This is a genomic window from Caulobacter sp. SRI_008 (assembly GCF_057586355.1).
In genome coordinates this window covers 138,765-164,631 of the sequence record NZ_JBYCZS010000006.1, presented here as the reverse complement: position 1 = coordinate 164,631, position 25,867 = coordinate 138,765, and the positions used below count along the sequence as shown (strand labels likewise).

Genomic DNA, 25,867 nt, shown 5'->3' with positions numbered 1-25,867 from the left:
CCCGACGTTACAGACGTCGGGCGTAGCCGCATTTTTCGCTCCCGCCGGTCGCTCCGTCCCGGCGAAGAGCTTGTTCCAACGACGGGCGTCCAAAGTCAGGGAAACCGAAGCGATGAACGCTCCCGTTCCGAACAACCAAAAGGCCGAGCTCCTCCAGAACGTGGTCGAGCACGTCGACATCACGTCGTACGACGCCCGCCCGATCATCGACGCCATGCGCAAGATGTCGTTCAGCTCGCGCGACACCGCCCGCGCGGCCGACATCTTCAACATGGCCCTGGCCGACAAGGGCTGCTCGACCTGGCTGATCCTGGCCGGTTCGACCTCGGCCGGCGGCTGCATGCACGTCTACCGCGACATGGTGAAGAACGGCATGATCGACGCCGTGGTCGCCACCGGCGCTTCGATCGTCGACATGGACTTCTTCGAAGCCCTCGGCTTCAAGCACTATCAGGCCGCCGGCCCGGTCGACGACAACGTGCTGCGCGACAACTACATCGACCGCATCTACGACACCTATATCGACGAAGAAGAACTGCAGGCTTGCGACCACACGATCCTCGAGATCTGCAATCGCCTGGAGCCGCGCGGCTATTCCTCGCGCGAGTTCATCTGGGAGATGGGCAAGTGGCTGTCGGAAGGCAACGCCAAGAAGGAAGGCAGCCTGATCCAGACCGCCTACGAAGAAGGCGTGCCGATCTTCTGCCCGGCCTTCGTCGACAGCTCGGCGGGCTTTGGCCTGGTCAAGCACCAGAAGGAAAAGATCGCCGAGAAGGCGCCCTACCTGATGATCGACGCCGTGGCCGACTTCCGTGAACTGACCGACGTCAAGATCGCGGCCGGCACCACGGGCCTGTTCATGGTCGGCGGCGGCGTGCCCAAGAACTTCGCCCAGGACACCGTCGTCTGCGCCGAGATCCTCGGCGTCGAGGCCGACATGCACAAGTACGCCATCCAGATCACGGTGGCCGACGTGCGCGACGGCGCCTGCTCGTCCTCGACCCTCAAGGAAGCCGCCTCGTGGGGCAAGGTCTCGACCACCTACGAACAGATGGTCTTCGCCGAAGCCACCACCGTGGTGCCGCTGATCGCCAGCGACGCCTACCACCGCGAAGCCTGGAAGGGCCGCGAGAAGCCGCGCTGGAACAAGCTGTTCGGCAAGTAAGCCGTTTGGTTTGACGTGATGAACGAGGCCCTCGGAGCGACCGCTCCGGGGGCCTTTTCTTACGGCGAGGGCGTGCGGGCAGCCTGCCGGCGCTCGCTCATATTTCTCCGCCTCCCTCGCCCTTGTGGCGAGGGCCCATGCCGGCGGCAGCTCAAACCTCTAGCGTCCGGCAAAGGTCTGAGCGGCTGAACGATGGATCCTGGGCACGAGGCCCAGGAAGGCGTTATGGGGTGTGTGACTGATGGGACTGCGAACACCCGACGCCGCACCCACCTTGCACGCGCCCCGTGCGGCCTTTACCTGATAGGGCATGGCCCATAACGCGTGCGACCACGACCATCACCACCACGGCGTCGCCGGGGACGCGCTCGCGTCCGAACTGGCCGCCGCCGAGGCGCGCTGCCAGGCGTCCGACCAGCGCCTGACCGCGCCGCGCCGCCGGGTGCTGGAGCTGCTGCTGGAAGCCGGCCAGCCGGTGAAGGCCTACGACCTGATCTCCAGCTTCGCCGTCGACGGACCGCCGGCCAAGCCGCCGACCGTCTATCGGGCGCTGGAGTTCTTGGAAAAGCAGGGCTTCGCCCACCGCATCGAGAGCCTCAACTCCTATGTCGCCTGCCGGCGCGAGGCCGACGGGCATGCGGCGGCCTTCCTGATCTGCGACTGCTGCGGCGCGACCCGCGAGTTCGAGCCGGCGGCCACGGCCGACATCATCGCGGCAGGCTCGGCGGCCGGCTACGCCCTGACCGGCGTGACGATCGAGGCGCACGGCAAGTGCGCGGACTGTAGGGAGTAATCCCCTCTCCGCTCCACCTTTCTCCGAGCATCCCCGCGAAGGCGGGGATCCAAGCCGCGCCTGACGGCTGGCGAGGCGCACGGCGCTGGACTCGGCTTGGGCCCCCGCCTTCGCGGGGGTGAGCGGTTGTGGGGTGGCGCACCTCCCGCGGATCAGGTTTGATCCCCCAAGCCCAAATCACGGACGCCCGCATGACCACCGCTGAGACCCTCCCCGGCGTCGAGATCTGGCGCGGCGGCGTCAACACCTGGGACTGCGACGAGATGGGGCACATGAACGTGCGCTTCTACGTCGTCCGGGCGATGGAGGGCCTCGTGGGACTGGCGGCCGAGATGGGCCTGCCGCACGCCTTCGCCCCGCACGCCAACGCCACCCTGGTGGTCCGCGAACACCACATCCGGTTCCTGAAGGAAGCCCACGCCGGCGCGCCGCTGCACATGCTGGGCGGGGTGATCGAGATCGGCGAGACCGAGGCCAAGCTGCTACAGTTGCTGGTCCATTCGGCCACCGGCGAGCTGGCGGCCACCTTCCAGACCACGGTGGCCCACGTCACCCCGCGCGAGGGAGAGGCCTTTCCCTGGCCGTCGATCGTCCGTGAACGGGCCAAGGCCCTGGCGGTCGAGGTTCCCGAGCGCGCCCAGGCCCGCAGCGTCGACCTGTCGCCGGCCGTTTCGCAGGCCAGTCTGGCCCGCGCCAACGACCTTGGCCTGACCCGCATCAGCCTCGGCGCCCTGACGACCGGCGAGGTCGACGCCTTCGGACGGATGCGGGCCGAACAGTTCATCGGCCGGGTCTCCGACGGCATCGGGGCCTTCATCGCTCCTCTGCGCGACATCGTCGCCGAGGCGGCCGAAGCCGCGCCCGGCCGGGTCGGCGGGGCGGTGCTGGAATACCGGATCGTCTATCGGGCCTGGCCGCGCCTGGGCGACCGGCTGGAGGTGCGCTCGGGCCTGATGGGCGCCGACGGCCGCGTCCTGCGCTGCGCCCACTGGCTGCTCGATCCCGCCACCGGCGCGGCCTGGGCCACCTCGACCGTCAGCGCCATCACCTTCGACCTCGACGCCCGCAAGGCCGTGGGGATCTCGGCGAAGGCGGCCGAGCGGCTGAAGCCGGAGACGGTGGAGGGGCTGGGGCTCTAGCGCCCTGATGGGCCCATGGAAAAGCTGGACCTGAAGAAGACGCGCAAGGCGCTGTTCACCGCGCCCCTCGGCCGCTTCGAGACGATCGAGGCGCCGCCGGTCTCCTACCTGATGGTCGATGGCCACGGCGATCCGAACACCGTCCCGGCCTACCGGCTCGCCGTCGAAAGCCTCTATGCGACCGCCTATACGATCAAGTTCGCCCGCAAGGCCGACGGCCTCGACTTCGTCGTCGCGCCGCTGGAGGGCCTGTGGTCGGCGCCCGATCCTGAAAGCTTCACCGCCCGGCGCAAGCACGAGTGGGACTGGACGATGATGATCATGGTCCCCGACCACGTGGACGAGGCGGCCTTCCAGTCGGCCCGCGCCAAGGCCGCCAGGAAGCTCGGCGCCGTCTCGGAAAGCCTGCGGCTCGAGCGCCTGGAGGAGGGCCTCTGCCTCCAGGCCCTGCACGTCGGATCCTATGACGACGAGGGTCCGCTGCTGGCCAGGCTGCACGACGAGATCATGCCCGCCGGCGGCTACGCCTTCGCGGGCCGGCACCACGAGGTCTATCTGGGCGACCCGCGCAAGGTCGCCCCCGAGAGGCTCCGCACCCTCCTGCGGCAACCCGTGAGGCGGATCTGACAGCGCGGTCAGCGAAAATGTCCCCCGGTGTCATCTTGTAATGTTAGCGCTCCCATGAGTTGATGCCCGCGAAGCGCCGGACACAGGCGCGCGCCTTGGGAAGGGACCACGCCAGATGCACCTCAACCGACGCCACGCCCTGCTGGGCGGCTCCGCGACCGCGATCCTGGCCGGCGAGGCCCTCGCGACGCCGCTGCCTCCAGCTCCCGCCGGCGACCTGAAACTGTGGTACCGCCAGCCGGCCAAGGAATGGGTCGAAGCCCTGCCGGTCGGCTCCGGACGCCTGGGGGGTATGGTGTTCGGCGGCGTAGCCAGGGAGCGCATCCAGCTCAACGAAAACACCCTGTGGGGCGGCGGGCCCTACGACCCGGTCAATCCCGAAGCCTCCGGCGCCCTGCCGCAGATCCGCCGCCTGATCGAGGCCGGCGACTACGCGGCGGCCACGGACCTGGCCAACGCCAAGTTCATGGCCACGCCCCTGCGGCAGCAGCCCTACAATACCCTGGGCGACCTGGTGCTGACCTTCCCCGGCCTGCCGGAGACCGCCGACGCCTATCTGCGCGACCTGGATCTCGACGCCGCCACCGCCCGCACCCGCTTCGCCCACGACGGCGTCGCCTATGGCCGCGAGGTGATCGCCAGCGCCCCCGACCGGGTGATCGCCATCCGCCTGACCGCCGACAGGCGCGGCGCGATCGCGCTGGACCTGGCCTTCGACAGCCCGCTGAAGCCCACCGTCACCGTCGAGGGCGGCGACACCCTCGTGCTGTCGGGCCGCAACGGCACGCACTTCGGCATCCAGGGGGCGCTGAAGGTCGATTGTCGCGTGAAGGTGATCGCGCGGGGCGGCAAGGTCTCGGCGGTCGACAGGGCCGTGTCGGTGCGCGGCGCCGACGAGGTGCTGCTGCTGGTCGCCGCGGCCACCAGCTATCGCCGCTTCGACGACGTCTCGGGCGATCCGGTCGCCGCGAACAAGGCGGTGCTGGCAAAGGCGGCCCGCAGGCCGTGGGCCGCGCTGCTGGCCGACCACCGCGCCGACCACCGCCGGCTGTTCCGCGCCGTCTCTGTCGATTTCGGGACCACCGCGGCCGCCGCCCGCCCGACCGACGAGCGCATCCGCCTGTCGCCGACCACGGACGATCCGGCCCTGGCGGCGCTCTATTACCAGTACGGCCGCTATCTGCTGATCGCCTGCTCGCGCCCCGGCGGCCAGCCGGCCAACCTGCAGGGCATCTGGAACGACAAGATGAGCCCGCCCTGGGGCGGCAAATACACGATCAACATCAACACCGAGATGAACTACTGGCCGGCCGAGCCGACCGGCCTCTCGGAATGCGTCGCGCCCCTCGTGGCGATGGTGCGGGAGATGGCGATCACCGGCGCCCGCACGGCCAAGGGCATGTACGGCGCGCGCGGCTGGGTGGCCCACCACAACACCGATCTCTGGAGGGCAACCGCCCCGATCGACGGCGCCAAGTTCGGCGTCTGGCCCACCGGCGGCGCCTGGCTGTGCAAGCACCTGTGGGACCACTATGACTACGGCCGCGACCGCGCCTATCTGGCCACGGTCTATCCGACCATGAAGGGCGCGGCGTTGTTCTTCGTCGACGCCCTGGTGGTCGATCCCAAGAGCGGAAAACTGGTGACCAGTCCGTCGATCTCGCCGGAGAATGACCACGGCCACGGCTCGTCGATCGTCGCCGGGCCGACCATGGACCAGGCCATCGTCCGCGACCTGTTCAACGCCTGCATCGACGCGGCGAAGATCCTGGGCGTTGACGCGGCCCAAGCCGCCGAGTTCGCCGCCGCCCGCGACCGCCTGGCGCCCTACAAGATCGGCAAGGACGGCCAGCTGCAGGAGTGGCAGGAGGACTGGGACGCCGACGCCAAGGACATCCACCACCGCCACGTCTCGCACCTCTATGGCCTGTTCCCGTCCGACCAGATCAGCCTCGACACCACGCCCGACCTGGCGGCCGCCTGCCGCAAGACCCTGGAAACGCGCGGCGACCTTTCGACCGGCTGGGCCATCGCCTGGCGGCTGAACCTGTGGGCGCGGCTGGGCCAGGGCGACCACGCCCACGGGATCCTGAAGCTGCTGCTGGGGCCCGAGCGCACCTATCCCAACATGTTCGACGCCCACCCGCCGTTCCAGATCGACGGCAATTTCGGCGGGACCTCGGGCATGACCGAGATGGTCCTGCAAAGCCGCAACGGCGCGATCCACCTACTGCCCGCCCGGCCCTCGGCCTGGCCGACTGGGCACATGACCGGACTGAAGGCGCGGGGCGCGGTCGGCGTCGACGTGCGCTGGCGTGAGGGGCGGCTGGAGGGCGCCCGGCTGACGGCGGCCAAGGCCGGCAAGCACGTGGTGAAGCTGGGCGGAGAGAGCGTGACACTGGACCTGCGGACCGGCGAGGTGGCGACGCTGGGGCTGAAGGACGGGCGGTTGGCGCGGGTTTGATCCGCCGGCCGACCGCGATCCTCCTCACTCGTCATCCCGGCCGAAGCGCAGCGTAGAGCCGGGACCCAGGAGACTGGGCGCAGCGGCTGGATCGCCCTTCGCAGCGGCGCCGTCCTACGGCGGCCCCTGGGTCCCGGCTCTGCGGCGCTGCGCGCCTCCGGCCGGGATGACGATCGATGGGATTTCTGGGCGTAGGAATTGTTAACACTCAAGCTAAAACGCTTGTTCGCCGTTTTTGACTCTTTTGTCGAAAATGGCAACCGGGGCCCAGATACACCAAGGCCCGCCGCGGGGGATAATCGCGGCGGGCCTGGCTATTTCTCGATCATTCGATCTAGGCGGGCGTTTCCTCCCCGAAACGCCGAAGAGAGGGGGTTCTCTGTGGACCCGTTTCTCTCTTGCCCAGTCAGAAAACGGCAAAACCGAGATCGTGTCAACGGCAACGATCTAGATTCCACAAGGGTTTCGACGTTTTTTTGACATCAGACCCGTAGTTTGGACGCCGAAGTCAAACTAATCACCGTTTGGTTCGGTAATTTTTGACATACTAGTCAAATATCAACCGCCAGGCGACCCTTCAGCGTCTCCAGCACCGCCGAGCGGGATTCGAACACGTAGTCGGGACGCGACACGGTTACCGGCTCGACGCCCGCCTGAGCGAGGGCGGCGGCGGCGGCGAAGAGGTCGCCGGTCGCCAGCAGGGCGCCGTTGGCCCGGCGCGAACCGCCGGCCTCGACGAACGGGGCGACGGCCGCCTGTCCGGCGACGTCCTGCTCGGCCGGCCACACCAGGGTGGCGAGCGTGCGCGCCCGGCCCTTGGCCTCGACCACCGACAGCAGGCGGGCCAGACAGTCGAGCTGGCCTTCCGTCCACGGCGTGACCAGCGAGGCGGTCAGCTGGGCCTGGCTCTTGAGGATGACGCCGTCGGACAGCACCTTCAGGCCGTTGGCCGCCAGGGTGGCGCCGGTGGTGGTGATGTCGACCACCAGTTCCGCGGCGCCGGCCGCCGGCGCGCCTTCGGTCGCGCCGCTGCTCTCGACGATGCGGTAGTCGGCGACGCCGTGCTTGGCGAAGAAGGCCCGGGTCTGGGTGACGTACTTGGTGGCCACCCGCAGGCGACGGCCGGTCTTGGCCAGGTGCAGGTGCCCGACCTCGTCGATATCGGCCATGGTGTCGACGTCGAGCCAGCTCTTGGGCGCGGTCACCACCAGGTCGGCGCGACCGAAGCCCAGGGCGCGCAGCAGCATCACCCGGCTGTCCATGTCGTCGCCGCGCTCGCGCAGCAGGTCCTCGCCGGTGACGCCGAGATGCAGGTCGCCGCTGTCGAGGCCGGCGGCGATGTCGCCCGCGGACAGCAGGCGCACCGAGACGCCGGGCAGGCCCGACAGTTCGGCCGAATAGCCGCGGGCGCCGCCGGTCATCTCGACGCGGAAGCCGCACTCGGCCAGCCAGGCCTCGACCTGTTCCTTCAGGCGACCCTTGGAGGGGATGGCGAAGATCATCGGGGTGTCGGTCATTCGCCGCCTCCGGCATAGGCGCGGGCCGGGCGCACCATGCAGCCGACAGCCCCGGTTTTCGTCTCGGCGCCCAGGCGGGCCGGGAGACCGTCGTAACGGCCGCCGGCGGCGACCGGGCGTTCCTCGCCGAGGGCGGCGCTGCGCACCTCGAACAGGTAGCCGTCGTAATAGCCGAAGGCCCGCCCGAAGGCGGCGTTCAGCCGGATGCGCTCGATCGGAACACCGCCAGCGACCATGCCGGCCAGGCGCTTGCGCCAGCCCTCGATCGCGGTGTCGAGCGGCGCGCGGTTGGGACCGGCCAGGGCCTGGATGGCGTCCAGCGCGGCGTCCGGCGCAGCACCGACGGCCAGGAAGGCGCGCACCTTGTCGGCTTCCGCCGGCGACAGGCGACCGGCCTTCACCACCTCGGCCTTCTCGACCAGGCGATGGGCGATCTCGGCGGGGCGACGGCCGCCGACCGGCTCGATGCCGGCCAGGGACCACAGCTCCTGCAACACGGCGGCGGCCTCGGCTTCTGGCAGGCCGGCCAGCAGGGCGGCGATGCGGCTGCGCTCGCTGCTCCCCCCGAGGGCGGCGCCGGGAGCGGCCTCGCCCTCGAGCTCGGCCTTCAGCTGGCGCGGACGCGAGAAGGTGCGCTTCAGCCGCGCGCCCAGCGGCGGGGTCAAATCGAGGCTGTCGACGAAGGCGGCGAAGAGGCCCACGTCGCCCAGCAGCAGGGTCAGGTCGTCGCGACCGCCGGCCGCGGCGCCGGCCCAGGCCAGGGCGGCGATCTCGGCGTCGGCGGCCACGGGATCGGCGGCCTCGAAGGCCTCGACGCCGATCTGGAGGAATTCCTCGGCCCGGTCGCTGCCGCGCGGGGCGACGCGGAAGGCCTTGCCTTCATAGAGGTAGCGGCCCGAAGCCACGCCAGACGCCAGGTGCTGACGGGCCACGGCGACGGTGAAGTCCGGACGCAGGCAGGCCTCGTCGCCGCCGTCGCCGGAGACGACGAACAGCCGCGAGCGCATGGCCTCGCCGGCCAGGTCCAGCAGCAGGCCCAGGGGCTGCAACACCGGGGCGTCGGTCGGGACGGCCCCGGCCGACAGGAACGGAGCGCGGATGGCGTCGAGCGCCTCCGCCGGGATGGAACGCTCTAGCCTCAACGGATCAGCCCCCGATGATCTTACGGACGGCGGCGATCAGGTCGCCGCGCGGAATGGTCTGCTGGCCCGGCCGCTCGGCCTTCCAGGCGGCGTTGTCGGCGACGCCCGAGGCCAGCTCGCGGCCCAGGTCCAGGTCCTTGATCGTCACCGTGCCGGCGGCGATCTCGTCGCCGCCCAGCATGATGGCGGCCGGCGACAGGCGACGGTCGGCATATTTCATCTGCGGACGCATGCCCGAGGTCCCGAGATAGACCTCGGCCGGGATCCCCGCCGCGCGCAGCTGGCCGGCGACGGCGAAATACTCGCCCATGTGCGCCTGGTCGAAATTGATGATCACGACGGGACCGCGCGCCGCCGAAGCGGGCTCGCGACCGGCCGCCCGCAGGGCCGCCGCCAGGCGCGAGACGCCGAACGAGAAGCCCGTGGCCGGCACCGGCTGGCCGGTGAAGCGGGCCACCAGGTCGTCGTAACGGCCGCCGCCGCCGATCGAGCCGAACGAGATCTTGTTGCCCTTCTCGTCGGTGGTGCTGAGCAGCAGCTCGGCCTCGAACACCGCGCCGGTGTAGTATTCCAGACCGCGCACGATCGACGGGTCGATGATCGCCTGGTCGTCGGCGACGCCCAGGCTGGTCAGGGCCGCGTCGATCTTGGCCAGCTCTTCCAGGCCCTCGTCGCCCTCGGCCGAACCGGCGACGACCTTGGCGATGTTGTTCAGCGTGGCCGAACGGCCGCCCACACCGGCCTGGACGAAGTCCAGCACCGAGTCGATGGCCTTGCCGGCCAGGCCCGCGCCCTTGGTGAAGTCGCCGCTGTCGTCGAGGCGGCCCTCGCCCAGCAGCAGGCGCACGCCCTCGACGCCCAGGCGGTCCAGCTTGTCGACCGCGCGCAGCACGGCCAGCTTCTGGCCTTCGCTGGTCGCGCCGGCGCCGGTGAGCAGGCCGTTGAGGAGTTTGCGGTTGTTGATCTTCAGCACCGCCGCGCCGCGCGGCAGGCCGGCGGCCTCCAGACCCTCGACGGCCATGGCGATGATCTCGGCGTCGGCTTCCGGACGGGCCGAACCGACGGTGTCGGCGTCGCACTGGATGAACTGGCGGAAGCGGCCAGGACCCGGCTTCTCGTTGCGCCACACCGGACCGAAGGCGTAGCGGCGGAACGGCTTGGGCAGGGTTTCCCAGTTCTGGGCGGCGAACCGGGCCAGCGGCGCGGTCAGGTCGTAGCGCAGGGCCATCCACTGGTCGTCGTCGTCCTGCAGGGCGAAGACGCCTTCGTTCGGGCGGTCGCTGTCGGGCAGGAACTTGCCCAGGGCGTCGGCATATTCGAAGGCCCCGGTGTCGAGCGCCTCGAAGCCGTAGCGCTCATAGACGGCCGAGACGGCCTCGAGGATCGCCTTCTCGGCGCGCAGGTCGCGGGCGCGCTTGTCGGCGAAGCCGCGCGGGGCGCGAGCCTCGGGGCGGAAGTCTTGGGTCTTGGCGTCGTCGGCGGCGTCGGTCATCGTCGGTCCTTAGAAATCTCTAGGCTTCGACGGATGGCGCTTGCACTTAAGCCCCATCCGCTAGGCGGGGCTCTGGCAGGGCGTTCGCTTTAGAGCGAGCAGACCCGGCCGATCCCGCGAGGCGAGGTCGGATGGTGGTGGTGGCCGTGGTGGTGCGGCGTGCGGGTCATCGCGGCGGCGTATAGCGCAGGCTCGCGACGGTGACCAGCGCGCATCGACCTGGTCGACACTTCTCACAATACGGGACGCAGTCCGTAATTGTGAGATCGACTTGACACACGGATGGCGGTCAAGCCACATCTGCGCCCAACGATAAATTGGCCTGACCAATAAGTAGTGACTGGGAGAGGTTCATGCGGCGCCCCCAAACCCGTTCGATGCCCCGTTCGCTGGCCCAGCTGGGCCTTGCCGGCCTGCTGGGCCTGACGGCCACGCAAGCCCTCGCCCAGCGCCTGGACGCCCCGTTCAACGACGGCTGGCGGATGACGACCGGCGACGTCCAGGGCGCCGCAGCGGTCGAATTCGACGACGCCGCCTGGAAGCCGGTCACCCTGCCCCGCGCCTTCAACGAGGACGAGGCCTTCGCCCGCGACATCCACGACCACTCGACCGGGATCACCTGGTACCGCAAGCGCTTCGTGCTGCCGGCCGACAAGGGCCCGGCGGTGGGCGGCCGGGCGATCCTCGACTTCGAGGGCGTACGCCAGGCCGGCGACGTCTACATCAACGGCGTGCTGGCCGGCGGCCACGAGAACGGGGTCACCGCCTTCGGGGTCGACGCCACCAAGCTCCTGAAGCCCGCCCCGTTCGTGAACGTCATCGCCGTGCGGGTCGACAACGACTGGAAGTACAAGGAGCGCGCCACCGGCAGCGGCTTCCAGTGGAACAACAACAACTTCAATGTGAACTACGGCGGCATCCACCGCGCGGTGCGGCTGCACCTGACCGGCGACCTGCACCAGACCCTGCCGCTCTATTCCAGCCTGGGCACCACCGGCGTCTACGTCTGGGCCGACGGCTTCGACATCAAGGGCCGCGCCGCCACCGCCCACGCCGAGAGCCAGGTGCGCAACGACGGCGCCAAACCGCGCACGTTCAGCTATCGCGTCACCCTGAAGGACGTCGACGGCAGGCCGGCCGGACAGTTCACCGCCCCGGTCGTGACGATCGCGCCGGGCGAGACCAAGACCGTCTCGGCCAGCAAGCGGCTTTCCGACCTGCACTTCTGGAGCTGGGGCTACGGCTATCTCTACGCGGTGACCACCGAGCTGGTGGAGGACGGCAAGGTGGTGGACAGCGCCCTGACCCGCACCGGTTTCCGCAAGACGGCGTTCAGGAACGGAACCGTCTTCCTCAACGACCGCGCCATCCAGGTGCACGGCTACGCCCAGCGCACCAGCAACGAGTGGCCGGCGCTGGGGACCGACATCCCGCCGTGGATCAGCGACCTCTCCAACGGCCTGATGGTGGAGAGCGGCGGCAACCTGGTGCGCTGGATGCACATCGCCCCCGCCCGCCAGGACGTGGAGTCGTCCGACCGCGTCGGCCTGCTGCAGGCCATGCCGGCGGGGGACGCCGAGAGCGACGTCACCGGCCGTCGCTGGGACCAGCGGGTCGAGGCCATGCGCGACGCCATCATCGCCTTCCGCAACAACCCGTCGATCGTCTTCTATGAGGGCGGCAACGAGAACATCAGCGAAGACCACATGGCCCAGCTGAAGGCCGTGCGCGACCAGTTCGACCCGCACGGCGGCCGCGCCATCGGCTCGCGCGAGATGCTCGACAGCAAGGTCGCCGAATACGGCGGCGAGATGCTCTACATCAACAAGAGCGCCGGCAAGCCGATGTGGGCGATGGAGTATTCCCGCGACGAGTCGGCGCGGAAGTTCCAGGACGCCTTCACCGCGCCCTTCCACGCCGACAGCCCCGACTACAACCGCAACCAGGACAGCATGGTCGCCGAGACCGTGCGCCGCTGGTTCGACTACTGGCGCGAACGGCCCGGCGGCGGCGATCGGGTCAGTTCGGGCGGGGTCAACATCATCTTCTCCGACAGCAACACCCACTTCCGCGGCGACAACAACTACCGCCGCAGCGGCGAGGTGGACGCCATGCGCCTCCCCAAGGAGGGCTTCTACGCTCACCAGGTGATGTGGGACGGCTGGGTCGACGTGGAAAAGCCGCGCGCCCACATCGTCGGCCACTGGAACTATGCGGCCGGCGTCGTGAAGGACGTCACCGTGGTGTCCAGCGCCGACAGCGTCGAGCTCGTGCTGAACGGCAAGTCGCTGGGCCAGGGCGCGAAGTCGGACGGCTTCCTCTTCACCTTCAAGGGCGTTCCTTACGCGCCCGGAACGCTGGTCGCCATCGCCCACGACGCCAAGGGCAAGGAGACGGCGCGCGACGAGCGGGTCACGACCGGTCCGGCCGTCGCCCTGCGCCTGACGCCGCGCACCGGCCCCGGCGGCTGGAAGGCCGACGCCGCCGACGTGGCGCTGGTCGATGTCGAGGCGGTGGACAGCGAGGGCCGCCGCGTGCCGACGGCGCTCGACACCGTCAGCTTCGACGTAGCCGGTCCGGCCGAATGGCGCGGCGGCATCGCCCAGGGCGACTCCAGGAGCGCGGCCAAGCCGACCGACGTCCCGGTCTCGGCCTCGGGCGAGCCGGTGACCAAGGGTCCAGCGGGCGTGGACGCCGTCACCCAGTACGCCGGCGCCAGCCGCAAGGACGACAACTACATCCTGGCCAAGACCCTGCCGGTCGAGGGCGGCGTCAACCGCGTGGCCCTGCGCTCGACCCTGGCGGCCGGCAAGGTGACGGTGACCGCCACGGCCAAAGGGCTGAAGCCGGCGACCATCACGCTGGACGCCGTCGCCGCGTCGAACGAGGCGCCGCTCCTTCCCGTCAGCCTTGCGCGCGGCCCGACGCCGGCGACGCCGGCGTTCAAGGTCCGCCGCGACACGCTGGGGCCGGCCAAGATCCTGGCCGGTTCGAACGCCGACACGGCCGGCGCGACCACCGACGACGACGAGACCACCCACTGGGCCAGCGACGGCAAGCTGGAGAACGCCTGGATCGAGTACGACCTCGGCAAGCCCCAGGTCGCCGACGAGGTGGTGCTGAAGCTGATCGGCTGGCGCCTGCGCTCCTATCCATTGCGCATCACCATGGACGGCCAGGTGGTCTATGAGGGCGAGGCGCCCAAGAGCCTGGGCTACGTCACCTTGCCCCTGAAGCCGGTGAAGGGTTCGCGCCTGCGCATCGCCCTGACCGGCGCCACGGCCGACCGTGACGGCTTCGGCAAGATCGTCGAGATCACCGGCGCCAAGGCCGGCTTCGACACCGGCGCCGAGAAGGTCAAGGCCGGCGGCGCGCTGGGGATCATCGAGGCGGAGATTTACCGGAAGCGGTAGGGCCCGCCCCTTCGGCGTCTAGGGCAGGACGTGAAGGCCATGGCGCATCGCCGCTGCGGCCACCTCGTTCCGGATGGCGGCCGTTTCGGACAGCAGCAGGTCGGTGCGGTTCCAGCCGCCGATCACCCGCACGGGCGCGGCCACGAAGACAAGGTCCATGCCACGTCCTTCACGCAGGCTGTGGCGTACAATGCGCTTCAGCAGGCCGCTCGACGCCGGCACGAAGCGGCGTCCGCCCTGGCGCCAGCGCGCCTCCAGATAGGCGCCTTCACGGCCGAGTTCGGCATAAAACGCCTCGAACCGCCGCTCGCCCTCCAGATAGCCCGCCATCAGGCCCTTCTTCACCGCGTCGTGGTGGCGGACGACGGGTTCGGCGATGTACTCCTCCTCCGACAGCCAGTGGTCGAAAACCGAGACGGAGACCGGCAGGTCGCCCCATTCGCGATAGGGGTCATCCTTCGCCGGTTCGCCCGGCAGGGAGTCGTCCGGGTGGATACGCCGGGACAGCAGCGATTTCAGATCGGGGGTCATAAATGGATCAATCGAAATAGTCTTCGAACCGCTCGATGCCGATGACGTGGATCTCGCGGCCGTCCGCGCCCAGGGTTTCGGAGAAGTCCATCAGATCGACGCCTGCGCAGACGAGGACAGCGCCTTTGGCGGTGTGGACCTTCAGCGCAGCCGGGTCGTTCATGAGCTCTCGCCGTTCGGTCGCGCGGGCATGTCGGTCGGCGACATAGTCGGGACCAGGCTCGAACACCGCGAACGCCACCCCCATGGATGGATCCGACGGGATCAGGACGGCGTCGCCGATCCATGTGTCTCCCGCCAATATCTGCACCCGAAGACTGTTCATGGACCTCTCAAAGCGCATGAACACCAGCAAGACAAGGCAGCTCGGGGTTTGAGAGCAAGACGGGAGATCCCGATCCTGAACTTCCCGTAATGATTTCCTATATTTAATCCACATTTCAGCCGTTTAATTTGAGATCGGAGCCTCCACGCGGCAAGACCTTCCCCGGGATTGAGGGGAAGTGAGATGTCCAAGTCCGTGTTGTTCGCCGGGGCCGCCCTGGCGCTGTGCATTGCCGCTGGGGCCGCTGGCGCCGCCCAGGCCGCAGATAGCGCGCAGGCCGCCCAGGCTCCGGTTCCGACCGGCCCGACCAGCCAGGCGCCGATGGACGACGCCGCCCAGAAGGGCGTGCTGGTGTTCACGCCGGACTTCTTCGCCACCCTGCGCCCCAACACCGCGCTCGACATGGTCGACCGCCTGCCCGGCTTCGTGGTCAACGACGGAGCCGGCACCCGCGGCTTCGAGGGCTCGGTCGGCAACATCCTGATCAACAACAACCGCCCGGCCTCGAAGAACGACACCGGCTCGAACGTGCTGTCGCGCACGCCGGCCAACCAGGTCGAGCGCATCGAGCTGATCCGCGGCGGCGCGCCCGGCATCGACATGCAGGGCTACGGCGTCGTCGCCAACGTGATCCTGAAGAAGGGCGTCAGCCGCCAGTCGGTGCTGACCTACAACGCCGCCATCTTCGACGGCGGCAAGGACCTCTACGGCGGCTCCTACCAGTTCACCGCCCGCAACGGCGAGAAGAGCTGGGGCGTGACCCTGTCGAACGGCATCAGCTCCAGCGACTCCAACGGCGCCGGCCGCCTGACCCGCAAGAGCGCCTCGGGCGCCCTGCTGCGCGACGAGAGCTATCTCAACGACGGCTACGGCGGCAGCACCGGGATCCGTGGCAACTTCTCGGGCCCGGTCGCCGGCGGCAAGCTGGAGGCCACGGCCAAGTACGGCATCAGCAACTGGGACGAATGGCAGGAGACCGCCTCGGCCACCGCCTTCCGCCGCAGCGCCTACGAGGAAGACAACAAGTCGGGCGAACTGGGCCTGACCTACACCCGCCCCCTGGCCCCGCGCTGGGCGCTGGAGACCCGGGCGATCCACGAATTCAGCAGCTATGACGAGGTGGCGACTTACGGCCAGACCGTCGGCGGCGTCGCCGGCGACCCGGAGCGCTTCACGGCCGAGGGCAAGACCCAGGAATCGATCCTGCGCGCCCTGGTTCGCCACGAGCGCTCGGCCGGCCTGACGATCGAGGCCGGCGGCGAAGTCGCCTACAACATGCTCGACGTCGATCAGGCCTATTCGGTGGGCGGAACGCCGATCGTCCTGCCCTCGGCTTCGGTCAAGGTCGAGGAACTGCGCGGCGAGCTCTTCACCAAGGGCACCTGGCGGGTCAGCCCCAAGCTGACCCTGGAGGGCGGCCTGCGGCTGGAGACCTCGACCATCAGCCAGTCGGGCGACGCCGACCAGGAAGAAAGCTTCTTCTACGCCAAGCCCCGCTTCCAGGCGACCTGGACGCCCAAGGCCGGCCACCAGGTGCGCTTCCGCTTCGAGCGCGAGCTGGGTCAGCTGGATTTCGGCGACTTCGCCGCCTCGGCCGAGTTCGGCGACGGCAACGTCTATGCCGGCAACGTCAACCTGGTGCCCGAGCAGCGCTGGATCTCGGAACTGACCTATGAGCGCCGGTTCTGGGGCCAGGGCGTGGTCGCCCTGACCCTGCGCCACGACGAGATCGTCGGCGTCATCGACCGCCTGCCCCTGCCCGGCGGCCTGTCGGCGACCGGCAACATCGGCGACGGCACGCTGGACAAGCTGGCGCTCAACATCGTGGTCCCGACCGACAAGCTGGGGATCAAGGGCGGCCGCTTCACCTTCAAGAACGACTGGAACCAGACCAAGGTCACCGACCCGACCACCGCCAAGGAACGGCCGATCTCGCAGGTGCGCCCGACCCAGGCCAATATCGGCTTCGAGCAGGACATCGTCGCCTGGAAGACCCAGTGGGGGATCAACTGGCTGCCGCTGCTGGGCCAGGGCACCTATGGCCCCGACCAGACCAGCAAGTGGCGCGGCACGAACTATTACGAGGCCTTCGCCGAGTACAAGCCGACCCCGACCCTGGCCATCCGCGCCCAGCTGAACATCTGGGACGACTTCGTCGTCACCCGCACGGTCTACGCCAGCCGCAGCCCGCGCACGGTGGACTATGTCGAGGTGCGCGACATCGATCCGCGGACCTTCGTGCAGCTGCGGGTGCGCAAGACCTTCTAGGAGCGTTGACGGCGGCGCGGGGCCGGGCCAAAGGCCGATCCTCCCGACGGAGGTCGTCCATGCGTCGCCCGGTTCTCGCCCTGCTGATCGCCTGCACGGGCCTCGCCGTCTCGCAAGGCTATGCAGCGACCCCGGCGGCCGACACGGTGACCATCGACCTGACGGCCGGGCGGCCGGCCAACCGCATCGATCCGGCCGCCGCCCTCGGGGCGGGACTGGACGGCATGGGCCGAGGCGAGGTCGCCCCGCTCTACACCGCCCACAATGTCGCGCGCATGCGCCAGGGCGGCCTCAAGCCGATCACCTATCGCCTGCGCACCGAACTGGGCATCGAGGCCTGGCACTGGAACCCGCGCGGAAGCTGGAGCGATCCGGCCCGCCGCCAGGGCTACTGGACCTCCAGCGACCAGCCCGGTCCGCCGATCCGCCTGAGCCACGGCTACGCCCTGCCCCGGCGCGGCGACAGCGTGGACAACGCCAACAACAGCGGCTTCTCGCGGCTGGACGACGGTGATCCGGAAAGCTTCTGGAAGTCGAACCCCTATCTGGACCCACGCTACACCGGCGCGCCGGCCTTGCCCGAATGGGCCAAGTTCGACCTCGGCGCCAACGGACCGGTCTCAGCCGCGCGCATCCGCTGGGGAACACCCTACGCCGTCGCCTATCGGGTGCAGCACTGGGTGGGGGTCGACGAATACGACCCCGCCGGGCGCTGGGTCGACTTTCCGGGCGGCGCGGTGACCGACGGCCATGGCGGCGAGGCCTTGTTGCGGTTCGAGAAGCCAGTCGAGGCCCGATTCGTCCGTATACTGATGACTAAGTCGTCGGGGACCGCGCCGGTCGGCTCGACCGACGTCCGCGACGGTCTGGGCTACGCCATCCGCGAGGCCGGGTTCGGGACGGTCGACACGGACGGCCGCTTCATCGACCGCGTCCGCCACGCCCGCTCCGGACGTGGACAGACCTACGCCCAGGTGTCGTCGACCGATCCATGGCACCGGGCCATCGACCAGGATCGCGACCTGGAGCAGCCGGGGATCGACCTCGTCTACGCCAGCGGCCTGACGAACGGCCGGCCGATGATGGTTCCGGTGGGGGTGCTGTACGACACGCCCGAGAACGGCGCAGCGCTGATCCGCTACCTGCGCAGCAAAGGTCACCCTGTGACCCAGGTCGAACTCGGCGAGGAACCCGACGGCCAGTATGTCGACGCCGAGAGCTATGGGGCGCTGTACCTAGCCTTCGCCAAGGCCCTGGGCGCGATCGATCCGGCCCTGGTCTTCGGCGGTCCCAGCCTGCAGAGCGGGATCGCCGACACCTGGCTGGACGAGGACCCCGACCATTCCTGGACCCGGCGGTTGATGCGCTACCTGCGCCAGCGCGGTGAGATCGGGCGCCTCGGCTTCTTCTCCTACGAACGCTATCCGTTCGACGATCTATGCGGCGACATCGAGGACAAGCTGCGCGAGCAGACCACGCTGAACGCGGCCCTGTTCCAGCGCTTCGCCGACGACGAGATCCCGGCCGACATCCCCTGGGTGATCAGCGAGTACGGCTTCTCGGCCTATTCGGGGCGGGCGATGGCGCAGATGCCCAGCGCCCTGCTGAACGCCGACATCGTCGGCCAATTCCTGACCCTGGGCGGGGATGCGGCCTACCTGTTCGGCTACGGCCCCAATGTGCCGATCAACCAGCACCTGGCCTGCGCCGGTTACGGCAACATGATGCTGTGGCAGGCCGACGCGAAGGGTCAGGCGCGCTGGCCGATGCCGGCCTATTGGGCCGCGCGGATGATGACCCGCGACTGGGCCGCGCCCGGCGGCGGGGTCCACGAGGTGTGGCCGGCGACCGGAGCGGCGCTCGACGCCAAGGGCCGGCCGCTGGTCACCGCCTACGCCCTGCGCCGGCCGGACGGCCGCTGGGCGGTGATGCTGGTCAATCGCGACAAGACCCATGCCCGGCGCATCGCGCTGGACCTGCTGACCAACCAGGGCCGGCGGCCGGTCGCGGGACCGCTGGACGTCGTCCAGTTCGGCCCCGCGCAATACGCCTGGCGCGACGCGGGGCCGAAAAGCCGGCCCGCGCGCTCGCTACCGCCCCGGCGGTTCACGGCGGCGGCCGGCGCGCTGACGCTGCCGGCCTATTCGCTGACCGTGGTGGGTTGGAAGGGCTGAGGGCGGATCGGCACTCGGCCACCCCAAATCCGCTATTCCCGGCGAAGGCGGGGATCCACGCGGACGTTCAGGAAGAGGCGAGGCTGCGGATCACCTGTGGGCTCGGCTTGGATCCCCGCCTTCGCGGGGATGCTCGATGAAAAATCGGCTCAAGCGCCTGAATGCCTACCCGCCCCAGGCTTCTACTTCTTCAGCCGGTCGATCAGGGCGCTGGTCGAGGCGTCGTGGCTGCCCACAGCGCCGGCTTCCAGTTCCGGCAGGATGCGGCCGGCCATCACCTTGCCCAGCTCCACGCCCCACTGGTCGAAGCTGTTGATCCCCCAGATCACGCCCTCGACGAAGGTCTTGTGCTCATAGAGGGCGATCAGGGCGCCGAAGGTCCGGGGCGTCAGGCGGTCGAGCAGCACCAGGGTCGACGGGCGGTTGCCGGCGAAGGTGCGCTGGGGGGCCAGGGTCGCGATCTCGGCTTCCGAGACGCCCTTGGCCTGCAGCTCGGCGACCACGTCTTGCGTCGTACGGCCGACCATGAAGGCTTCGGCCTGGGCCAGCAGGTTGGACAGCAGCTTCTCGTGCATGCCGGCCGGACCTTCATCCGACTTGGCCAGGCCGATCAGCTCCATCGGGGTGATGTCGGTCCCCTGGTGCATGCACTGGAAATACGCGTGCTGGACGTTGGTGCCCTCGTCGCCGAACACCACGGTGGCCGTGCCGCGCACGGCCGGCTGGCCGTTCGGGCCGACCGACTTGCCGTTGCTCTCCATCTCCAGCTGCTGGAGGAAGGAGGCGAGACGCCGCAGGCGGTGCGAGTACGGAACGACCGAGCGGGCGCGGCGGTCCAGGCCGTTGCGGTTGAAGATCTGGGCCAGCGCCACCAGCACCGGGGCGTTCTTTTCCAGCGGGGCCGAAGCGAAGTGGGCGTCCATCTCGGCCGCCCCGTCGAGAAAGCCCTGGAACACGTCCCAGCCGGCGGCGACGGCCACCGACAGGCTGACCGCCGACCACAGCGAATAGCGGCCGCCGACCCAGTCCCAGAAGCCGAACACCCGCTCGTCCGAAACCCCGAAAGCCGAGGTCTTGTCCAGCGCGGTGGAGACGGCGGCCAGGTGGGCGTTGGCGCCCTGCTCGCCCACGGCCTCGACCAGCCAGGCGCGGGCCGCGGCGGCGTTGGACATGGTTTCCTGGGTGGTGAAGGTCTTGGAGACCACCACGACCAGGGTCTCTTCCGGATCAAGGTCGGCCGTGGTCAGCAGGAACTCGGCGCCGTCGACATTGGCCACGAAGCGCAGGTCGATCTCCGGCTTCACCGGGCGCAGGGCGTCCCACAGCAGGCGGGGACCAAGGTCGCTGCCGCCGATGCCGATGTGCAGGATGGCCTTGAACGGCTTGCCGGTGGCGCCCTTGATCGCGCCCGAGCGGACGGCGTCGGCGAAGGCCTTCATCCGGGTCCGGACGGCCTCGACATCGGCCATCACCGGCAGCCCTTGCGCCTTTATGTCGGCGTCGGCCTTGGCGCGCAGGGCCACGTGCAGCACGGCGCGGCCTTCGGAGCTGTTGATCGCCTCGCCGCCCAGCATGCGGGCGCGGGCGCCTTCGACGTCGGCGGCGTAGGCCAGGTCGAGCGCGGCTTCCAGTCCGGCTTCGTCCCAGGCCTGCTTGGAGAGGTCGAGATGCAGGCCGGCGACGTCGAGGGTCAGGGTCTCGAGGCGCTGGGGCTCGGCGTCGAAGAACTCGACGATGCGCTTCTCCCCGGCGGCCTTGGCGGCGGTTTCCAGGCGGGTCCAGGCAGCGTCGAGGTCGGCCACGGGCAACTCCATATGTGGTAAAACGGTGTTTACGGGAGCGGGCTTACCAAAGGTCAGTCTCGGCGTCATGAAGACCAATGACGTTTTTCGCCTGGAGCGCATGATGTCCTGCGACGCGATCGCCTTTTCCGCCATGTTGTGGCTGGCTTCGACCGGTTCGGCGGCGCCCGTCGACCAGGCTCCGGCCGTGGTGCAACCGGGCCAGGCCCCGGCGTCGGTGGCGGGCGAGCCGCTGTTCGCCGACATCGTCAAAAGGGCCGGCGCGCTGAAGGGCCAGACCGAGGCTTATCGCCAGGCCTTGCCGAAGGACGCCGCCGCCGCGGCCGTCCCGCTCTCTGGCTTCACCGCCTTCAAGGCCGAGATCGAGGCCCTGTCGGCGCTGGACATGAAGGGCCACGTCACCCTGAAGGAACGCGGCGCGGTCGACGACCTCAAATGCATCCTGCGCGGCATCAGCCAGGACCTGCCCGAAAAGCTCTCGGCCATGTCGGCGGCCAAGACCGTCAAGGAGCAGGACCTCGCCCTGCGCGACATGGTCTATCTGCTGAACGACAACGTCGAGGTCATCACGGCGCCGCCGCAGCCGGCGGCTTGAGGCGGGCGCCACCTTCTCTTCCGTAAAACCCCCGCGAAAGCGGGGGCCCAGGCTTTTTCTGAAACGTGGGGCGCTCGACGATAAAACACCTGGGTCCCCGCTTTCGCGGGGATTTTACGGGTGGTGAAGCGCTCTACGCGTCCTTGTACTTCACCGCGCAGCCATAGGGCTGGCTGGACGGCACGGCGACCTTGCGGCCGGCCTTGAGGTCGGCGAGCGCGGCGGCGACGTAGTTCTTGGCGCCGGCGATGTCCTCGACCTTGTTGCTGGGCTTGTCGTCGATGGCGCCCTGGTAGACGACCTGTCCGGCCGGATCGATGACGAACATGTGCGGGGTGGTCTTGGCCTTGTAGGCGGTGGCGATCACGCCGTCGGAGTCGAGCAGCAGGGTGGTCGGCTTGGCGCCCTTGGCGCTCATCCAGGTCCTGGCCTGGGCGCCGTCGGCGAAATAGCCCTGCTTGCCGGGGGCCGAGGAGGCGACGCTGAGCCAGACCACGCCGTCGGCCGTGGCGGCCTGCTGCAGGCCCTGCATGTTCCCGGAATAGTGCTTCTTCACATAGGGACAGCCCTCGTTGACCCATTCGAGCACGACGGTCTTGCCCTTGAACTCGGCCAGCGAGCGGGTCTTGCCGTCGATGTCCCTGGCGGTGAAGCCCGGGGCTGGCGCGGCGAGCGCGAAACTGGGGGCGAGCACGACCAGCGGGGCGCTGGCGACGATCAGGCGACGGGTGATCATGGGGAACCTCCGAGGGGCGACAGTCGGCGTTGCGAGACATTCTCACGGATCGTCCTGCGGTGGAACAGCGCACCGGGCGCGCAATCTTTTGTCGCGAACGGCCAAGCTTGCCCATGAGCGCTTGATCCGCCGCATTTCGGCCGCCAGAAGACGGCATCGCTCGCCCCGTTTCTCCCCGAACGCCACGATCATGACGCTCCGCTCCAAGCTTTCCCTCGTCGCCGCTCTGACCGCCGGCCTCGCCGTAGCCGCCTGCACGACGACCAAGGAGACGACCGTCTTCGTACCGGTGGTGGCGCCGACGCCGCCCAGCTCGCTGACGCCGCAGCCGATCATGCTGTTCAACCAGGCCAAGGAGGGGCGCAAGCTCTTCACCCTGGAGGCCGAGTTCCCCTATTGCGACGTCGAGACCGGCAAGGTGATCGTCGTGCCGCGCTGGTACGTCACCGACTTCGCCAGCGTGCCCTGGTACGGCCAGGGCTTCATCGACCCGCAAGGGCCGACGGCGCGCGCCGCCATCGTCCACGACTGGCTCTATGCGGTGGGCGAGCCGGGCAAGCGGGCCGAGGCCGACGCCATCTTCCTGCGCGCCATGCTGAAGTACGGGGTCAAGCCGTTCCAGGCCAACCTCGCCTACCAGGCCGTCAAGACCGGCGGCGAGCGGGGCTACGCCCTGCCCGGCGACTGGATGTTCATCGACCCGCGCCGCCAGGACGTGCGCCAGCCGCCGCCTTTCGCCCGGCCGAAGACCGGCGCGGTGCGGATCATGCCGCGCTGCCAGGGCTTCGAGGCGCTGATCCAGACCGGCTGGCGGGCCTATCCCCTGCCCCGGCCGGTGATCGCCGCCCCGCCGCCGGTGACGACCACGCGCACGCCGATCGACGACGTGAGGGCGCGCCTGCCCTGGGGCGGCGACAAGAAGAAGTAGAGGCCGCTAGCGGCGACGCCGGAGCCAGACCACCGCGGCGAGGCCCAGCAGCAGCACGGCCATGATCAGCAACGCCGGGTTCGGCGCCCGCCCGGTCGTCAGCGGCCAGGCCGAAGCCAGGGCGAAGGCGACGCCGATCGCCACGAGCGCCGCGACGCTTCCCCGAAGGTTGCGGATGAGATCGTCCATGGGTTGAAGCTCCCACAGGACGCGCGAGCGGACAAGGCCGCGCTCTTTCCACCATTGCCCAGCTTGATCGTGGGTCGTACGGCTAGGCCATGCTCGACTTCCTGTGGACCCTGAAGGGTTCGATCCCGCTGGACCCGACGACCGCCTACGGGGGCGTTCTCGACCGCGTGGCGACCCTGCTCGAGCAGCAGAACAAGCCGCCCCGGCGCGTCGAGGCCAATGTCGTGACGTTCAAGACGCCGTTCTCGTCGTTTCGGCGCAGTTGGAAGGCCCTGCAGATCTACAACGAAGGCCGGTTCTGGACCGAGCACGGCCTGGACGGGCGGGTGCTGCGCTATCAGCTGAACTGCCTGCATCTGCTGCTGGTCTGCGTGCTATTCGCCGTCTTCTTCGCCTTCATTTCCTTCAAGGCTGGGCCGGGCGAGAAAGACGTCACCCTGCACGGCGCCTACTTGCTCGCCGCTGTCTACGCCGTGAATATGCTGGTGGGCTGGTTCCGCGCCACGCGGGTGATCCGAGAGGCCGTGCGCGGCCGCTAGGGCTTCCTGGCCAGTCCGCGCAGGCGGACCTTGTCGAGGCTCAGCGCCAGGCCGGCGTTGCGGCCGGCCAGGGTCGCCACCCGGTACTCGGCCGCGCCGCCGAGGATCAGCGAGGCCTCGGAGGGGTTGAGGCCATAGTCCTGCTCCAGCCACTGGATCATCGCCCCGGTCGCCGCCCGGGCCGCCTCGTCCAGCGACGCAGCCTGGCCCAGCACGGTGATGCGGTCGGCGGTCTCGATGCGCGGCGCGGCCAGCGGTCGCGAGGGCAGCAGCTCGACGCTGAACTCGACGTCCAGCGAGGTCTCCAGCGCCCACTGGGTGGTCTCGCCGTCGCCCTGCAGGGCGTGGCCGTCGCCGAGGAACAGCATGGCGCCGGGCTGGAACACCGGCAGGTAGACCGTGGCCCCCTCGCCGATCTCGTTGAAGTCCATGTTGCCGCCCCAGCGGCCGCTGTCGCCCGCCGACTGCGGCGGAAAGCCGAAATCCGGCGCCACGCCCAGCCCGCCCAGCATCGGCCGGACGGGGACGGCGTAGTCCTTCAGCCGCTCGGGCGGATCCTCCAGGCGCGCCAGCCCGGCCGCGCGGTCCAGCCGCCAGCGGACCGGCTTGCCCAGCCCCGCCGATCGCGCGGCCAGGCCCAGCGACATGGCCCGGCCGGCCACCCCGTCCAGGCTGTCGGCATAGTCGCGATTGAGCGTCAGCTTGCGGATGTGGATCGCCAGCACGTCGCCGGCCTTGGCCCCGGCGACGAGGAACGGCCCGGTCTGGGGATTGCCGTAGAGCGCCGCTACCTTGCCCTGCTCGTCGACGCCGCCGGAATCGATCGTGCGGGTCGCCACGACGTCGCCGGGCCGGATGACTAGGGCCGGCGGCAGGTCGGCGGTGAAGGTGTTGGAGAAGCTGGCGGGCGAATAGGTCACCCGCCCCGGCGGTCCCGTCGGGATCTCCAGCCGCAGGGCGGTGAAGGCGTGGCGGGCGCGGGCCTTGTTGCTGGTGTCGGGATAGTCGGCCCAGCCGGTCAGGACGCCGTCCCGCTGCGTCGCCTCATAGCGGTGCGGAACGCCGTGGCTGTCGACGGCGACGAAGCTGAGCTTGTCGCCGCGCCGGCTGCCGGTCAGGGTCCAGTCGTCGACCGCGCCCGACAGAGCCCCATCCTTGGCGTCCAGCGTCAGCACCGAATGCTCGGCGTTGCCCCACCGGTCGACCGACATCAGCCAGGTCTGAGGCGCGGCCGCCGCCGGTCCCGCCAACGCCAGGATCGCCCCGAAAACAACCCAAGCCCGCATCTCGCCCTCCGCCCCTGGGGTGCGAGCCGCACGGTAGCGACGCGGCGGGAGGTGACAAATGAAGCTTCTGACAGGTTCAGCGGTCAGCCCGCCGCCCTGGTCGCCGCCAGCCGCAGGCCCAGCCCGACGAACAGCGCGCCCATGGCCCGCTGAAGCCACAGCGCCACCCTGGCGTTGCGACGCAGGCTCGTCGTCAGGCGCGCGGCGGCGGCGATCAGCATCAGGTTGATGACGATGGCCGTCATGTTTGCCGTGACGCCCAGCAGGATCAGCTGCGCGGTCGCATGACCGGCGGAAGGCTCGACAAACTGCGGCAGCAGGGCGACGTAGAACACCGCCACCTTCGGATTGAGCACGTCGCTCCAGAAGCCCTGCCAGAAGATCGCGCCCAGGCCGGCCCCGCGCATCTCGCCGTCAGCCAGTTCGCTGGCCGCCGTCCGGCTGAGCAGGGCGCGGACGCCCAGATAGACGAGATAGGCCGCGCCCGCCCATTTGACGATCTCGAAGGCCGTCGCCGAAGCCAGCAGCAGCGCCGAAAGGCCCGCCACGGCCGCCGCCAGATGCACGTAGGCGCCGGCGTTGATCCCCAGCGCGGCCATGGCGCCGGCCCGTCGCCCCTGGGCCAGGGTGCGGGTCAGCATGTAGGCCATGTCCGGTCCCGGCACGAGCACCAGGACGACGCTGGCCGTCACGAACAGCAGGTAGGCGTGCAGGCTCATGCGGCGATGATTGCGCGCGCTCC

Annotated in this window: 21 protein-coding genes; 11 read left to right on the top strand and 10 right to left on the bottom strand. The window is 69.5% G+C overall.

The features are described 5' to 3' along the window. Positions 1-112 precede the first annotated feature (112 nt). The 5 genes from AC2YHT_RS07675 (at position 113) to AC2YHT_RS07655 (ending at position 6,188) form a co-directional block, all read left to right on the top strand. On the top strand, positions 113-1,165 hold the full coding sequence (locus AC2YHT_RS07675; protein WP_110118635.1) for a 1,9-bis(guanidino)-5-aza-nonane synthase: 1,053 nt from the start codon (positions 113-115) through the stop codon (positions 1,163-1,165). A 310-nt stretch (positions 1,166-1,475) separates the two neighbouring features. Further along, positions 1,476-1,958 (top strand): Fur family transcriptional regulator, encoded by a 483-nt coding sequence (locus AC2YHT_RS07670; protein WP_110118636.1) that lies wholly within the window; start codon positions 1,476-1,478, stop codon positions 1,956-1,958. 191 nt (positions 1,959-2,149) lie between these two features. Then, positions 2,150-3,097, top strand: a complete 948-nt coding sequence (locus tag AC2YHT_RS07665) for a thioesterase family protein (protein ID WP_487288982.1) — start codon at positions 2,150-2,152, stop codon at positions 3,095-3,097. A 15-nt stretch (positions 3,098-3,112) separates the two neighbouring features. Next, on the top strand, positions 3,113-3,724 hold the full coding sequence (locus AC2YHT_RS07660; protein ID WP_487288980.1) for a GyrI-like domain-containing protein: 612 nt from the start codon (positions 3,113-3,115) through the stop codon (positions 3,722-3,724). A 115-nt stretch (positions 3,725-3,839) separates the two neighbouring features. After that, the gene (locus AC2YHT_RS07655) at positions 3,840-6,188 is read left to right on the top strand and encodes a glycoside hydrolase family 95 protein (RefSeq protein ID WP_487288979.1); all 2,349 of its coding nucleotides are present in this window, start codon (positions 3,840-3,842) and stop codon (positions 6,186-6,188) included. 551 nt (positions 6,189-6,739) lie between these two features. Here the strand turns inward: AC2YHT_RS07655 and hisG are convergent. The 3 genes from hisG to hisS are packed head-to-tail and all read right to left on the bottom strand — an operon-like array spanning position 6,740 to position 10,339. Then, a complete protein-coding gene (gene hisG / locus AC2YHT_RS07650; RefSeq protein ID WP_487288978.1) occupies positions 6,740-7,705 on the bottom strand; it encodes an ATP phosphoribosyltransferase in 966 nt (321 codons plus the stop codon). After that, complete coding sequence (locus tag AC2YHT_RS07645; RefSeq protein WP_487288976.1) at positions 7,702-8,847, bottom strand: ATP phosphoribosyltransferase regulatory subunit; 1,146 nt, start codon at positions 8,845-8,847, stop codon at positions 7,702-7,704. The genes hisG and AC2YHT_RS07645 overlap by 4 nt, the downstream gene beginning before the upstream one ends. Before the next feature lie 4 nt (positions 8,848-8,851). Further along, the gene (hisS, locus tag AC2YHT_RS07640; RefSeq protein ID WP_487288975.1) at positions 8,852-10,339 is read right to left on the bottom strand and encodes a histidine--tRNA ligase; all 1,488 of its coding nucleotides are present in this window, start codon (positions 10,337-10,339) and stop codon (positions 8,852-8,854) included. 353 nt (positions 10,340-10,692) lie between these two features. On the opposite strand from hisS, the gene AC2YHT_RS07635 reads away from it, so the two are divergent. After that, the gene (locus tag AC2YHT_RS07635) at positions 10,693-13,752 is read left to right on the top strand and encodes a DUF4982 domain-containing protein (RefSeq protein WP_487288974.1); all 3,060 of its coding nucleotides are present in this window, start codon (positions 10,693-10,695) and stop codon (positions 13,750-13,752) included. Between the two features lie 18 nt (positions 13,753-13,770). On the opposite strand, the gene AC2YHT_RS07630 is transcribed toward AC2YHT_RS07635, so the two are convergent. After that, positions 13,771-14,283 (bottom strand): hypothetical protein, encoded by a 513-nt coding sequence (locus AC2YHT_RS07630; RefSeq protein ID WP_487288973.1) that lies wholly within the window; start codon positions 14,281-14,283, stop codon positions 13,771-13,773. A 7-nt stretch (positions 14,284-14,290) separates the two neighbouring features. Further along, complete coding sequence (locus AC2YHT_RS07625) at positions 14,291-14,638, bottom strand: hypothetical protein (RefSeq protein WP_487288972.1); 348 nt, start codon at positions 14,636-14,638, stop codon at positions 14,291-14,293. Positions 14,639-14,791: 153 nt separating this feature from the next. Here AC2YHT_RS07625 and AC2YHT_RS07620 point away from each other — a divergent pair, with 153 nt between their 5' ends. Together AC2YHT_RS07620 and AC2YHT_RS07615 are read left to right on the top strand one after the other, a co-directional pair. After that, on the top strand, positions 14,792-16,876 hold the full coding sequence (locus AC2YHT_RS07620; protein ID WP_487288971.1) for a TonB-dependent receptor plug domain-containing protein: 2,085 nt from the start codon (positions 14,792-14,794) through the stop codon (positions 16,874-16,876). Positions 16,877-16,935: 59 nt separating this feature from the next. Further along, positions 16,936-19,050: a discoidin domain-containing protein gene (locus AC2YHT_RS07615; protein WP_487288970.1), complete on the top strand. Its 2,115-nt coding sequence runs from the start codon at positions 16,936-16,938 to the stop codon at positions 19,048-19,050. Positions 19,051-19,232: 182 nt separating this feature from the next. On the opposite strand, the gene pgi is transcribed toward AC2YHT_RS07615, so the two are convergent. Continuing rightward, positions 19,233-20,852 (bottom strand): glucose-6-phosphate isomerase, encoded by a 1,620-nt coding sequence (gene pgi / locus AC2YHT_RS07610; RefSeq protein WP_487288969.1) that lies wholly within the window; start codon positions 20,850-20,852, stop codon positions 19,233-19,235. A gap of 103 nt (positions 20,853-20,955) precedes the next feature. Between pgi and AC2YHT_RS07605 the strand changes: the two genes are divergently transcribed. Next, positions 20,956-21,447: a hypothetical protein gene (locus AC2YHT_RS07605; RefSeq protein ID WP_487289021.1), complete on the top strand. Its 492-nt coding sequence runs from the start codon at positions 20,956-20,958 to the stop codon at positions 21,445-21,447. Between the two features lie 133 nt (positions 21,448-21,580). Here AC2YHT_RS07605 and AC2YHT_RS07600 read toward each other — a convergent pair whose 3' ends face one another. Beyond that, the gene (locus tag AC2YHT_RS07600) at positions 21,581-22,183 is read right to left on the bottom strand and encodes a thioredoxin family protein (protein ID WP_487288968.1); all 603 of its coding nucleotides are present in this window, start codon (positions 22,181-22,183) and stop codon (positions 21,581-21,583) included. Positions 22,184-22,373: 190 nt separating this feature from the next. Between AC2YHT_RS07600 and AC2YHT_RS07595 the strand changes: the two genes are divergently transcribed. Continuing rightward, positions 22,374-23,111 (top strand): DUF1353 domain-containing protein, encoded by a 738-nt coding sequence (locus AC2YHT_RS07595; protein ID WP_487288967.1) that lies wholly within the window; start codon positions 22,374-22,376, stop codon positions 23,109-23,111. Between the two features lie 6 nt (positions 23,112-23,117). Here the strand turns inward: AC2YHT_RS07595 and AC2YHT_RS07590 are convergent, their stop codons facing one another. Then, entirely contained in the window at positions 23,118-23,300 is a 183-nt protein-coding gene (locus tag AC2YHT_RS07590) for an LPXTG cell wall anchor domain-containing protein (RefSeq protein WP_487288966.1), read from the bottom strand. A gap of 89 nt (positions 23,301-23,389) precedes the next feature. Here AC2YHT_RS07590 and AC2YHT_RS07585 point away from each other — a divergent pair, with 89 nt between their 5' ends. Then, positions 23,390-23,839: a hypothetical protein gene (locus AC2YHT_RS07585; protein WP_487288965.1), complete on the top strand. Its 450-nt coding sequence runs from the start codon at positions 23,390-23,392 to the stop codon at positions 23,837-23,839. Here the strand turns inward: AC2YHT_RS07585 and AC2YHT_RS07580 are convergent. Together AC2YHT_RS07580 and AC2YHT_RS07575 are read right to left on the bottom strand one after the other, a co-directional pair. Further along, on the bottom strand, positions 23,836-25,125 hold the full coding sequence (locus AC2YHT_RS07580; RefSeq protein WP_487288964.1) for an acetamidase/formamidase family protein: 1,290 nt from the start codon (positions 25,123-25,125) through the stop codon (positions 23,836-23,838). The two genes, AC2YHT_RS07585 and AC2YHT_RS07580, sit on opposite strands and share 4 nt — an antisense overlap. 83 nt (positions 25,126-25,208) lie before the next feature. Next, positions 25,209-25,844: a LysE family translocator gene (locus tag AC2YHT_RS07575; protein WP_487288963.1), complete on the bottom strand. Its 636-nt coding sequence runs from the start codon at positions 25,842-25,844 to the stop codon at positions 25,209-25,211. Between the last annotated feature and the right edge of the window lie 23 nt (positions 25,845-25,867).